The sequence below is a fragment of the Methyloradius palustris genome (genome assembly GCF_019703875.1).
Classification (GTDB): domain Bacteria; phylum Pseudomonadota; class Gammaproteobacteria; order Burkholderiales; family Methylophilaceae; genus Methyloradius; species Methyloradius palustris.
In genome coordinates this window covers 2,082,433-2,095,428 of sequence record NZ_AP024110.1, presented here as the reverse complement: position 1 = coordinate 2,095,428, position 12,996 = coordinate 2,082,433, and the positions used below count along the sequence as shown (strand labels likewise).

Here is a 12,996-nt window from a genome sequence, read left to right as displayed (position 1 = left end):
AATCAAGGGCGGTCAATACTGCCCATGGATTTTGGATAAGTCACGATTCCCCAGGGTGTTTGTGTGTCAGCAAGGCGTTTGGTCACTTCCAGTTTGTTGGCATCAATTACCAATATTTCATTCGATTTGCCACAAGCCAGCAGTATTTGCTGGTCATCTGGTGTAAAACTGAAATGCCAGCAGCGGTCTCCAACTGGAATATCCTTAATTTTCTCGTAGGTTTGTGCGTCAAAAACCTGTAATGCTTTTTCCTTGTTTGTCGCAACAAAGATTCTTGTTCCTGCACGGTTGAAACTTAGTCCATAAGGAAATTTACCAGTAGGGATTTCCTTAATCACTTCAAACTTATCATTCAAGATTAGTAACTTGTTGGATAGCTCCAGCGTGGTCGCATATATCTTCCCATCGGGGGAGTTCTTGATACCACGCGGACGGTTACCGTATTTACCTACGGCGATGTTTTTTAGCAATTTGCCAGTCTTAAGATCATGCACTGTGAGTGAGTTATCGGACTCGTTAGCCACCACCATCTTCTTGCCATCTTTGGTAAATTCCAAGCCTTCAGTCTCAGGCTTACCGACGATATCCATGACCACTTTACCTTTTTTCAGGTCAACAATCGCAATATGCCCAGGGATATTGTCATCGTCATCATCGTCTTTAGCTGCGTCTGGCCCTGTCTTTGGCGGCCCCGATTTAGAGCTGGGTTCATATGTGACGTAAGCACGATCACCCTTGATGCGAACAAACTCAGGATTTTTGCCGACAACGACAAGTTTAGGTGGGGTAGCACCAGAAGTGTCCACAATTGAGATATTGCTATCATCTTTATTTGCGGTCACCAGCCATTTGCCATTATCAGTCACACCAATGCCTCGCGGCCCTTTTGCACCAATATCAACATTGCCTGTGAATTCCATGGTTTCAAGATCAATCACTTGCACACCACCATCTTGGTTGGAAACATAAGCAATCCCCTTGCCGTCCGCCATTGCATAGGGGGTCAATATCATCCCCATACTTAAGATTAGAATTTTAGTCAGACCAAGTTTGATAAGAGGTTGCTGCATGTGAAAGTCTCCAGAGGAATATGTCGGATAGGTTATTCGAGTACATCACCTTATTGCTCAATCATGTTTCTGGCATGTGAATTAAACGTAATTTCATCTAGGAATAACTCCCGAATATTCCCAGCACGAAAATCTCCCAACGTTTACATGATCGCAATTAATAGCGATCGCACATACCTCACTAGCCCCAATCAAGTTAGGAAAAACTCATTGTTGTTTTATGGAGTTATTCCCATGCATCAGGCTATCTGCAACCTTATAGTCAGGTAGCTCAAAATTTAAAAGACATCGAAAGTACATGCTGTAGTTCAAGAGCTTATTTGGGGTTTTTAGATATGGTTGCTGGTAGCCATCTGGTGGTTGTAAGTACCCAGCTTAGATTCTTCGGCCCAATGCAAATTTATAAATAATCATAATAAAACAATGGCTTGTATTAAATAAATATCTGGGTATGCATATTGCATTTAATAAAGAAATTACAAATTAAGGGGGCTCTCCAAAGATGAATACCTATGTAACAAAATTTCTGGTCGCCGAATAATTAACTCTATGTTAACGACTATAGAGTTACCTTCTTCTCGAACTAACAATATGCTCTGGTATGGTTTGGATCTCAGTTGGGCCTATGCAGATTTGCTCCCTGGTATACGCAGGCAAACTTCTTGTGTGCAACTTGCTTATGATGTTCTGCATGATGCACTTCTACGGTTTGCATTAACCAAAAATCCAGAACGTATTACTCAACCCCATGCCTATTTGCGTACAGTGGTTAAGAATATCCTCGCAGATAACTATCGAGAGATGGCGCGCTTTGTTCCCTTTCTGATGGAAACACCTGAGACCTCAAGTGACTCGAACGATCAAATCACTACACACCAGATAGAAGATGCCTTTTCCCCGTCACCAGAACATTTAGCTGATTTACAGCAACGACTGCAGGCATTACAGCGCATCATTGATTGTTTGCCACCCAAATGTAGAGAAGTTTTCTGGCTGTTCCGCATCGAAGGCATCCATCAAACAGAGATTGCAGATAAATTGGGCATTAGTGTGAATATGGTTGAGCGGCATGTAATAAGAGCCTTGGTCGATTTACGCAGTGCCCGCGATTTGCTTCTCAATTAGTCGAATAAAAATGTCACAGACGGTACAGCAAATAAACATCAGCCCTAAGCATATTAAAAGCTTAAGGGAGACGGCTGCGCGCTGGTTTTTCCGCATTAAAAATACAGAGCCGGATCACCCAGATCGTGGTCAGTTTGAAGCGTGGTTGATGGCTAATCCTGTGCATGCCCAAGAGTATTTGGCTGTTTCTTCGGTGTGGGAGGATTTTGATTCAACCGCCAAAATCCAGTCACTTGCGGACATCATGGAGCGCAAAACTAATGAATTGCGTGATGAGCGCAGCAAGAAACTTAAGCAGCTAGCTAATCGCGCTGTACATTTTATGGTCGTGCTCGGTGTGAGTTTGTTTGGATACCATTTTTGGCAGGATTGGGCTGCAAGGCCAGTTTTTCAGGTGGCCAATATTACTCCTGTAGGCCAGATGCAGGAACAAGTGCTGGCCGATGGCAGTAAGCTGATTATCAATGCCAATACCAATATTGAAGTGACTTATTACCGCGATAGGCGAACTGCAAAAATTAGCCAGGGTGAGGTCATTTTTGACGTGGCAAAAGACCCATCACGGCCATTTGTTATTGATAGCGGGCATGCAAGAATCACGGTGCTAGGCACCCACTTCGTCGTTAATCGATTAAATGGTTTGGTTCGTGTCAGCGTTGACCATGGCAGCGTAAGGGTGGAAGCACAAGACTCTACAGGGGCCAATATCCTGACGCCAATTGTTTTGCATAATGGAGAGGTTGCCGAAGTGAAACCAGGTGAAATGCCGCAACGTGTTGAACGTAATGCGGCTGATGCGTTTACCTTCCAGAATGGCACCTTGGTTTTTGATGAAGCCAGCCTGGAAGAGATTTCCGAAACATTATCGCGTTATCGCAAAATACCTATTAAATCTATTACCACTCGGCACAGCGATCCCCATGTGACTGCAGTGATGAAGGTAAGAGATACAGAAAGATTTTTAGCGCTATTACCTGAAATTTCACCCATCAAGATTGAGCAAACCGATAACCAAACGCTGCTTATCGGTAAAAAATGATTAAATAATCTAGACCAGACATCAGGATTTTTTCACTTTATGCGTCATACAGGTATCAACAGCCAGAATATTGGTGTGAATTACCTGCTATGGAATTACCTGCATTTCTAAACCTATGTGAGCAAACCTCACATCTATATCCTTCGCACTTATTCAGAATGCAAACTGAATGAGCTACAGAAGGGCGCAATATGTAGAGCCAGATCGGCGGCTGCCTGCATTTGGTATCGCGCTATCCATGCATATTGCTGTTCTACTTCTCTGGTCTCATTTGGATCATGTGCCCGTAAAACCTCCTATCTTGTTTGAGATAGAACTCACCCAAGTTGCAGCAAAATCAGAAGCGTCATCTATATCGCCTCCAGAACCTATTCCAACTAAGCAAGAGCCTCAAATCAGTAAAGCTAAACCAGTCCCGGTTAAAACTGCACAGGTAAAACCTTCTCAGCCACTTATGGCTAAAGAGATGCCTGCTCATGAGCAAGATTTTGTTGTGCCCAGCAATAGCTCTCAGAGCCAGCAACCATCTATAACAACAGACTCTCCAGCGGCAAGCCCCGCAGAAGCAAAAGCTGACGTTAGCGAAACATCAGTCACTTCCGCTAATAAATCCCAAAGCACACATAGTGAAGAAGCCGACCCGACAGAAGCATGGAATGGTTATGGGCAAATGCTTTATGAGTGGATATCCAAGAATAAGAATTATCCAGAACTAGCGATTCGCCGCCATTGGGAGGGGCGAGCAAAGGTGATTGCCAGATTTGACCAAGGAAAACTGATCAGCGTTTCCATTATGGAATCAGGGAGTGGCCATCAGGTGCTGGATGATGCAGCACTGGAGACTCTTAGAAAGGCAGCCAACGCATTGCCTGTGAAAGGCAAGCTGGAAAACAAATCTTTCACTGTGGTGATCCCTCTCAATTTCAAGCTCGAAGGATAGTTCGCTTCCCGCAATGCCCAGACAGAAATCATCAAAATATTTTTCAAATAGACATCAGGGTTTGGCTTTCTAGGCAGTCATGTAGGTATCAGTCACTATAAAAATGGTTGGGATACCTAACAATGCACTTATCAATGCGCAGGCTAAGCGCCTTATATAAAGCTATCGTAGTCAGTATTTTCGTAATTACTGGTTTATTAATTTGCTTTATTTCTATTAAAGCAATAGCAGCACCAGTTGATTTAGATCTACCCGCACAGCCATTATCCAACTCCCTCAAATTGGTTGCCAAGGCTACAGGAGCTAGTGTTGCCTTTGATAGCAAAGTCACTGAAGGTATTACCGCTCCAGCGATTAAAGGTCGTATGGAAAGCTTTGAGGCCATACGCAAGCTATTGGCAGGCACTGGCTTGGAGGCAAGTACAGAAGGCACAACTACCCTTATTAAGCGTGCGTTTGAGCCAACTAAAGACACCAGCGCTATTGATCTGCATCTGGACGACATCAATATCCGCGCCAAACGCTATACCGAGATCGGCCCCATGCCTGGTCTGGCATTAACCAAGGATGAAATCCCTGGCAATGTACAAAGCATCACTGCAAAACAAATTAAGGATGCACACTCCATTAGTCTCTCTGATTTGATGAACTCCCAGTTGCAGTCGGTGAACGTCAATGACTATCAAGGTAATCCATTTCAAATGGATGTTACTTACCGTGGCTTTACTGCCAGTCCGCAATTAGGCACGCCACAAGGTTTATCAGTGTTTCTGGATGGCATTCGCGTCAACGAACCATTTGGTGATGTAGTGAATTGGGACATGATTCCCATGAATGCTTTAGCGGGTATAGATGTTTTCCCTGGTTCCAATCCTATCTTTGGTCTGGGTACCTTGGGTGGTGCGCTGTCCATGCGCACCAAGAATGGTTTTGATGATCCTGGTGTACAGGCAGATATGCTCACTGGTGCATTTGGCCGTAAACAATTCCAACTTTCTGCTGGTGGCAGTCATGGAGATGTTGCTGGTTTTGTGGCATTGAACTTGTTTAATGAAGATGGCTGGCGCCAGAACTCACCATCCAAGGTCAACCAGATATTCAGCAAACTCAGTTACAGGAATGACAAGTTAAGCCTCGATGGCAGCATGTTATATGCATGGAATGATCTGGTAGGCAATGGCCTGATACCAATTGAGATGTATAACCAAAGCAATAGCAGTGTTTATACCTCACCAGATGATACCAAGAACAAACTATTGCAATTCCAGATCGCTAGTGCATTCCAGGTATCCGATACCTTCAATATCACAGGGCAAATCTATAACCGAAAAAGTGATCGCAAGTCTTCTACAGGTGACGTAAATACCGATTTCAGTAACAAAGATGTTGCCACGCGTCGGCCCCTCCCAGGGGAAAATGCAGTTTGTGCTTACGGCAGTACGAATGGCGTACCCAATTATTATGTTGTAACTAGCGGGGCAATCAATGCGATTGCAGGTAATGGCGATCTTAGCTTAGCCAGAGCCATTGATAATGGCACCATATCTGCTGGTCAATTGCTTGGAGGATTAAATGGGGCCGGGCTTGCAACCTTGAGTCAATCTATTGGCAATGGCACTGACTTAACCGTGCCCGCTGATTATTTAGCAGCCATAGAGCAAATTAATGCTAACTATATTCATGGTGCAAATGGCGGGGCGGCTGGTACATACAACAACGCAGATTTTACGCAGTATTACGCTACAAATTTTTATTCAGGTGGGGCTACATGGAATCAACTGGTTGGTAATGGTAATTTTTATACCGCAACCTTAAATGGCAATCCTATCCAGCTTTACATTATTCCAGCCGATCCAATAAATGTTGATCCACTCACAGGTACGTGTGGAGCCAATAGCATAAACTCTGCCTCAACTCAATTTGTTGGTGGCCAGATTCAGCAGCTTGATGCCAATGGTAGTACCATACCAAGAGATGGCAAATACGCCGCTGGCGGCACTGGCACTGGCTATATTGATGGCACACCTACGGCTATTATTTCCGACATCGGCATCAGCCAGCTAGTGAAAGGCGGTGCGGTTCAGCTAAACTGGAACACCGATCAGCATAAGTTCATGATTGGTAGCTCTCTTGATCACGCTACTGACACGTATACCAATTCACAAAGACTAGGCCTGCTGGATTCCACCCGCAATGCCTATCTAGACCCAGCTAATATTGGGGCAGAGTACACCGCCGCTTCAGCGCCCATCCGCAATAATGATTTCAATGGTAGCAGTGATACTCGCAGTCTTTACTTCAGCGAGACTTATTCACCTAAAGACAACCTTCACTTCAATGTAGCCGCTCGTTATAACTACAGTACCGTTATGACCAATATGCGGACAAGAAAAGACACTGCAGGAACTAATGTAACAGATGTGACGAGTAGTTACCTTGACTACCTAGTATGCACTGGCTCAGGACTGGATTCGTGTGACCAATATTTATTGAATAATCCAGCATTAAATCAACTAGCCACAAATCCTGATGCTTTTTTTGGTCCATATATCAAGGAGCGATTCAATTACCACAAGATTAATCCTTCTCTAGGTGCCACTTGGTCCCCAACAGATAATCTGAATGTCTATGCCAATTGGAACCAAGGCACCCGCACGCCTTCTGCGATTGAGTTAGGTTGCGCTTTTGACCGTACACCAACGCTTGGCAGTAATGGAGCGATACAACCTGCTAGCTTGGCTGGTAATACTTCATGCACATTGCCAAATTCACTGTCTGGTGATCCTTACTTGCCTCAAGTCGTTGCTCGTACTTTTGAAATGGGTGCTCGCGGCAAGATTAATGAAAACCTGTCATGGAACGCCAGTATGTATAACACCAACCTGACCGATGATATCTACTTTGTCAGCTATACCGCCACTAAAAACTTTTTTGACACCATAGGAAGAACGCGTCGCCGAGGTATTGAAACGGGTATTAGTGGCAAATACGATAAATTTGATTTCAAGCTGAACTATTCATTGACTGACGCTACCTTTGAAACCAATACCACGCTAGCAAGTGCGGATAACAGTTCCGTTGATCAGAATCCAACGCATGGCGACTATGGTATGGAAAGCATACATCCTGGTGACCGCATGCCAGGGATTGCACTGAACAACATAAATGCCAGCGTAGGTTATTCAGTCACCGATAAATGGCGTGTGGGCATGAATATGGTAGCTCATGGAGAATCTTACGCTCGCGGTAACGAGAATAACGAGCATCAAATAGGGACAAAGTCTTATACCTATATTGATAATAGTTCAGGTACGCCTACTCCTGTCACTGTAGTTAAGAACTACACCACCAGCGGCAAAAATGGCGGCTATGCTGTGTTTAACTTCAGTACCAGTTATGACATCGGCCATGGTTGGTCAGCCACTTTATTACTCAACAACGTCTTTGATAAAACCTATTACAGCGCTTCACGTCTTGGTATTAACCCATTCTCTCCATCCATTAACGGGGCTATTGGTGTGAGCGGCTATAACTACAACTCAAATGACTGGCAGAGCACTAATTTTGTGGCTCCAGGCGCTCCGAGGGCAGCCTGGATAAGTGTGCGGTATGAGTTTGAACCAGATAGGAAATAAGTGTGTTCATTACCCTAGGTGGGCATTGCGGCTACCCGGGTTGACGAATTTGGCGGTTATCAATCAATAGAACTTGCAGGTCACTACGAGCGATACGGTCAAATTGGTGTTGCGGGCAGCCACAAATGCCTGCTTATTGTAATACTTAGGAGAATGTAATGAGAAACTCTTTAATTCAAGCAGCAGTAATGGCGGCATTGGGCTTAGCCTCAGCACAAGCGATGGCGACAGGTTTTGTGTCATTGCCTGCCGCTGGTTTCACGGTCTCAGGCGGCACCACGGCTTCTACTCTTTGTAACACGACGGGGAACTTTGGTTCAGCTGAAGATACAAGTACCAATCCAACTGTCAGGCCTACAACCCTTGCAAATAACACATGCGCAGTATTCCCAACAAGTTCTACAGCTACTCCAGTCGCTGGCTATACATTAGTAGATTCCAGCACTAGCGCCCTTAAGATTAGTGATACCACACATACTAGCGGCTCAACCATTCAGATTGGTACTGTCAAGGATTACGTTTGGCGTAATGCTGCCAAGACTAGTTGTATTTATGGTACCCGTATCAGTTTGACTAATACTGATTATTGGACGAATAGTCATGCTGGTGTCGATACTTTCGAGGTGAACGGTATTGCACGTGGTGGTTTTGCAGCGCTAGATAATGCGAATGCACTTTCTGCTGGTTACTATTCAACTTCGTCTAGTGGTGATGATGTGGCTTTCCGCATTAGCCGGTCATTTACCTCAGTACAGCATCGTGCTGATCCTAGTGATGCCACTGGTGTCACAGTGGCAGCGGGCTATATTGATTTACCTTTAACTATGTCTGCACCAACAAGTGCAGGTATTCCTGGCGGTACTATCAATGGTTTGACTACGGCTTGGAATACTTCAATGGGTACACCAACAGCCTCACAACAATCTGCGCAAGTCAGAACCAATTGGGTTGAGTTCGCATCGGATGTCAATTATGCCGATGCTGACGGATCATCCAGAGCTTCATCTGCTGAATACTATGTACAGGCTACTTGTGATAGTACAGGGTTCTATACTGATGGCCTTGGTACAGAACATGGTTTGACCTTAGCTGGTGCTTTGCGTTTCCGTCAGTCTGGGCAAGAAACAGCGGATCTGGTTGAAATCACTGCAACTGGTTTTGTACCAAGCAGTTCTTCAAATGCCAATTACTAATCTCACCTGATGTAATTGCCATAAGGAAACCTAGCGCTGGTTGCTTGAGCGCTAGGTTTCTAAACCAAGTGTATTTATTGAAACTTATCTAACCATGTCTAAATCCTTAGAAAACCTGTTTGATCAATCTTTACAGCTTTTTCATGCTGGAAGAATGCTGGAAGCACGATCTGGGTACAGAAAAATTCTAAAGAAAATACCTAATCATGCTGACGCTTTGCATTTTGTGGGATTGACCTATATTCGTACGCAGAATTATCAAGAAGGTCTGGCTTCAATCAAGCGGGCAATCTTAATTAAACCTGATCATGCAGAAGCTCATTACAACTTAGGTAACGTTTATTCAGAATTAGGCCACTCTGATGAGGCGATTACAGAATATCAACAGGCGATATCCATCAAACCAGACTATGCGAATGCCTATAATAATTTGGGCAATGTTTTTAATGTATCGAAGCGTACAGATGAAGCAATTGCATGCTACCAACAAGCATTATTGTTGCACCCAGATTTCTCCCAGGCATATAACGGCTTGGGGATTGCGTTTGGTGAACAAAAGAACTTTGAGGCGGCGGTGGATGCTTATCAGCATGCGATTCGGCTTAAACCGAATTTTGCAGATGCGCACAACAATCTTGCTGTCGCGCGTAAAGAACTCGGGCTGACAGAACTGGCTATTGAATCGTTTAAAAATGCGATTACTTTTAGGCCGGATTATGCAGATGCGCACATTGCCTTGGGCAATATCCTCAACGAACAGGGGCGATTTGACGAAGCAATTTCTTCATATAAAGATGCGCTTGCAATAAGACAAGACGTGGAAGCTGCCTTCAAACTTGGCAATGCACTGAATGCGCTTAACCGTTTTGATGAAGCTTTACCTTACTATGAGTTGGCATTATCAATTAACCCCGATTTTGCAGATGCCCATAATTCTCTGGGGGTTGCACTTAGTGAAGTGGAGCGTTTTGAAGAGGCTTTTGCTGCTTACAATAAAGCGCTAGTTATAGAGCCAGATCATTTCATTGCGCTCAACAACCTGGGTAATACATTGATTGATGTCGGTCAGTATGATCGGGCTATTGATTGCTTTAAACGCCTGTTATCCATTAATCACGATTTTGCTGATGCTTACAACGGTTGGGGAAATGCACTCAACGAACTTGAACAGGTTGAAGATGCGATTGTTTGCTACCAGCAAGCATTAGCAATCAAGCCTGACTATGTAAGGGCGATTTACAATTTTGGTGTTGTATTGGCAAGACTCAGGAAGTTTGATGAGGCCTTGGAGCAATATGAATCAGCGCTTTCAATTCAGCCAGATTTTACTGAAGCACAATGGAATCGTGGTCTGATCTATCTGTTGCATGGTCAGTGGCTAAATGGTTGGCATGATTACAAAATGCGCTGGCAATTAAAGGGCGCAACACAGCTTCCCGTTACATCCTATCCGCAATGGCTTGGAGATCAATCCATCGCAGGCAAGAAACTGCTCATTCAGTTTGAGCAAGGCTTTGGCGATGCTATCCAGATGTTGCGTTACGTTAATTTACTGGAAGCGCAGGGCGTGGAATGCTGGATTCAATCACCGCCGCAATTAAGTAAATTAGTCAGCCGAAGCTTTCAAGGCGCTCATGTACTTGAAGGCAATGTTTTTTCTGAGCATCTTGACTACCGTATTCCAGTCATGAGCCTGCCTTTAGCCATGAAGACGTTCTCTGAGGCAGCTATCCCTAATTCCACGCCATATCTGATTGCTGATTCAGCGCGTATTGGTTATTGGAAGAAACAACTGAGTTCAGCATCAGTGGCTACTGTGGGCCTAGTTTGGCGCGGTAATTCAAGCCATAAAAATGATCGCAATCGTTCAATTGCACTAGCCGAATATATACCACTGATTTTGGCGAACCCTTTGATCCAGTTTGTCACGTTACAGCAAGACCTGGCAGCACAGGAGCGTGACCAGCTTAAGCCACACAACAATGTTCGCATATTGGATAAAGAGTTGATTGATTTCGATGAAACCTCTGCAGTAATGAGCGCCCTTGATTTGGTCATCACTGTAGATTCCGCACCAGCTCATCTCGCTGGTGCACTAGGCAAACCTACCTGGATATTGCTGTGTTTTGCTGGGGAATGGCGCTGGTTGCATGAGAGAACGGACTCTCCCTGGTATCCAAGCGCCACTTTATTCAGGCAGAGCAATCGAGGTAACTGGACCGAAGTCATTACTCAAGTGAATCACGAACTTGCAAGATTAGGAGAAGTTGTTAATGAACAAGCTTAGAAACGCTGAACAGTATGGTTTTACCCTGCTAGAGCTATTAGTTGTGATGGTGATTATCGGGTTACTGGCTGGCTACGTTGGCCCTAAGTACTTTGCGCAAATTGGTAAGTCTGAAGTTAAGACAGCACGCGCGCAGATTGATGCACTGGGCAAGGCGCTAGATCAATATCGGCTCGATACTGGTCACTATCCGAATACAGAGCAAGGCATGGCTGCTTTAAATGCAGCGCCCTCTGACGAGGCTAAATGGCAAGGCCCCTATTTACAGAAGGCAGTACCAAACGACCCTTGGGGCAAGGCTTATCAATATAAATATCCAGGTGAGCACAGTGAATATGACCTATGGTCTTGGGGTAAAGATGGCCAGCCAGGCGGCAGCGATGAGTCGGCTGACGTGGTGAATTGGCAGTGATGGCTTTTCCACTCATGGCTTTTTATGGGCACATTCCCATCCTCACCCCAGCCCTCTCCCTGAATGGAGAGGAGGTAGTGGACGATGAAATTTGAACTGAAAGTAGCGCGTGGCGCAGAGATCGCTTCTTTGACGCTGGATGCGACCGACTCTTTGCAGGCCCAGCTATTGGCCGAAGCACAGGGCTATAGCGTTCTGGCAGCCAAAGCTTTAGGCCAGGTCTCTGTATTTAAACCGTTTGCGCGTTCGCATTTCAATTTGATGTTGTTCAGTCAGGAATTGCTGGCCTTACTGGACTCTGGTTTGAGTTTGGTTGAATCCATAGAAGCACTCGCAGAAAAAGAGCACCAAGCCGAATCGCGAACAGTGTTGGAACAAGTCATGAAATCCTTGTTTGAAGGCTTGCCTTTGTCTGGCGCACTGGAGCGATTTCCTGCGGTTTTCCCCGCTCTGTATGTGGCCTTGATTCGCTCTAGCGAGCGCACGGGCGATATGGTACAAGCCCTTAGCCGACATGTTACCTACCAGTCGCAGGTGGATGCAGTGCGCAAGAAAATTGTGACGGCATCCATATATCCAGTTTTATTGCTCGCGGTTGGCGGGCTGGTCATCTTGTTTTTGCTGACTTACGTGATCCCTAAATTCAGTGCCATTTACGAGAGCGCGGGTACTACTTTGCCTTTCATGTCGCAAGTTTTGCTGGCCTGGGGGCAGTTGTTGCAAAACCACGGAAGCAGCGTTTTGCTTGGCGCTATTTTGATTGCTGCGTCTGTTGCTTTCCTACTCAGCAGGCAAAGCATGCGACGGGCAGCGATGGTGCAAATTCTTAGAATCCCGGTATTTGGCGAGACCTGGCGTATTTATCAACTGGCACGTTTTTACCGCACGCTGGGTATGTTATTGCGTGGTGGTATTCCTCTGGTTACGGGCATGCAGATGGTCTCTTCCTTATTACAACCTTCGCTGCGTGTCAGCCTCGCAAGTGTTGAGCAACAAGTGCGTGAAGGTCAGTCGCTTTCATCTGCGATGGAAGAACATGGCATGACGACTTCAGTGGCATTACGCATGCTGAGGGTGGGCGAAGGCACTGGCAGCATGGGCGAGATGATGGAACGCATCGGTGCTTTTTATGATGAAGAAATATCGCGCGCGGTTGATTGGTTGACGCGCTTACTTGAGCCTTTACTTATGGTGATTATCGGCTTGGTGGTCGGAGTAGTCGTGGTGCTGATGTATATGCCGATTTTTGATCTTGCCGGGAGCATACAGTGATAGTTACCCCTTCAGCGGACCTG

Annotated in this window: 9 protein-coding genes; 8 read left to right on the top strand and 1 reads right to left on the bottom strand. The window is 45.3% G+C overall.

The genetic code is table 11. The annotated features are described in order from the left end of the window. Positions 1-2 precede the first annotated feature (2 nt). On the bottom strand, positions 3-1,070 hold the full coding sequence (locus ZMTM_RS10055) for a beta-propeller fold lactonase family protein (RefSeq protein ID WP_221763722.1): 1,068 nt from the start codon (positions 1,068-1,070) through the stop codon (positions 3-5). A 549-nt stretch (positions 1,071-1,619) separates the two neighbouring features. Here ZMTM_RS10055 and ZMTM_RS10050 point away from each other — a divergent pair. The 8 genes from ZMTM_RS10050 to ZMTM_RS10015 all read left to right on the top strand — a co-directional run bounded on the left by ZMTM_RS10050 (position 1,620) and on the right by ZMTM_RS10015 (position 12,973). Next, positions 1,620-2,195 (top strand): RNA polymerase sigma factor, encoded by a 576-nt coding sequence (locus ZMTM_RS10050; RefSeq protein ID WP_225907011.1) that lies wholly within the window; start codon positions 1,620-1,622, stop codon positions 2,193-2,195. 10 nt (positions 2,196-2,205) lie between these two features. Next, positions 2,206-3,234, top strand: coding sequence for a FecR family protein (locus tag ZMTM_RS10045; protein WP_221763721.1), 1,029 nt, complete (start codon positions 2,206-2,208; stop codon positions 3,232-3,234). A gap of 169 nt (positions 3,235-3,403) precedes the next feature. Next, positions 3,404-4,174 carry an energy transducer TonB gene (locus tag ZMTM_RS10040; protein ID WP_221763720.1) on the top strand — a complete coding sequence of 257 codons (771 nt, stop codon included), beginning with the start codon at positions 3,404-3,406 and terminating at the stop codon, positions 4,172-4,174. A 122-nt stretch (positions 4,175-4,296) separates the two neighbouring features. Further along, on the top strand, positions 4,297-7,809 hold the full coding sequence (locus ZMTM_RS10035) for a TonB-dependent receptor domain-containing protein (RefSeq protein WP_221763719.1): 3,513 nt from the start codon (positions 4,297-4,299) through the stop codon (positions 7,807-7,809). Between the two features lie 158 nt (positions 7,810-7,967). Further along, entirely contained in the window at positions 7,968-9,002 is a 1,035-nt protein-coding gene (locus ZMTM_RS10030; RefSeq protein WP_221763718.1) for a hypothetical protein, read from the top strand. 94 nt (positions 9,003-9,096) lie between these two features. After that, entirely contained in the window at positions 9,097-11,289 is a 2,193-nt protein-coding gene (locus ZMTM_RS10025; protein WP_221763717.1) for a tetratricopeptide repeat protein, read from the top strand. Beyond that, complete coding sequence (gene gspG / locus ZMTM_RS10020; RefSeq protein ID WP_221763716.1) at positions 11,276-11,701, top strand: type II secretion system major pseudopilin GspG; 426 nt, start codon at positions 11,276-11,278, stop codon at positions 11,699-11,701. Before ZMTM_RS10025 ends, gspG begins: the two co-directional genes overlap by 14 nt. Before the next feature lie 84 nt (positions 11,702-11,785). Next, positions 11,786-12,973: a type II secretion system F family protein gene (locus tag ZMTM_RS10015; RefSeq protein ID WP_221763715.1), complete on the top strand. Its 1,188-nt coding sequence runs from the start codon at positions 11,786-11,788 to the stop codon at positions 12,971-12,973. The last annotated feature ends 23 nt before the right edge of the window (positions 12,974-12,996 follow it).

Excerpts from the sequence above, each read along its gene's own strand:
- ZMTM_RS10025 (WP_221763717.1), top strand. The coding sequence starts at position 9,097 with ATGTCTAAATCCTTAGAAAACCTGTTTGATCAATCTTTACAGCTTTTT.
- ZMTM_RS10050 (WP_225907011.1), top strand. The coding sequence starts at position 1,620 with ATGTTAACGACTATAGAGTTACCTTCTTCTCGAACTAACAATATGCTC.
- ZMTM_RS10045 (WP_221763721.1), top strand. The coding sequence starts at position 2,206 with ATGTCACAGACGGTACAGCAAATAAACATCAGCCCTAAGCATATTAAA.
- ZMTM_RS10055 (WP_221763722.1), bottom strand. The coding sequence starts at position 1,070 with ATGCAGCAACCTCTTATCAAACTTGGTCTGACTAAAATTCTAATCTTA.
- ZMTM_RS10015 (WP_221763715.1), top strand. The coding sequence starts at position 11,786 with ATGAAATTTGAACTGAAAGTAGCGCGTGGCGCAGAGATCGCTTCTTTG.
- ZMTM_RS10030 (WP_221763718.1), top strand. The coding sequence starts at position 7,968 with ATGAGAAACTCTTTAATTCAAGCAGCAGTAATGGCGGCATTGGGCTTA.
- ZMTM_RS10040 (WP_221763720.1), top strand. The coding sequence starts at position 3,404 with ATGAGCTACAGAAGGGCGCAATATGTAGAGCCAGATCGGCGGCTGCCT.
- gspG (WP_221763716.1), top strand. The coding sequence starts at position 11,276 with ATGAACAAGCTTAGAAACGCTGAACAGTATGGTTTTACCCTGCTAGAG.
- ZMTM_RS10035 (WP_221763719.1), top strand. The coding sequence starts at position 4,297 with ATGCACTTATCAATGCGCAGGCTAAGCGCCTTATATAAAGCTATCGTA.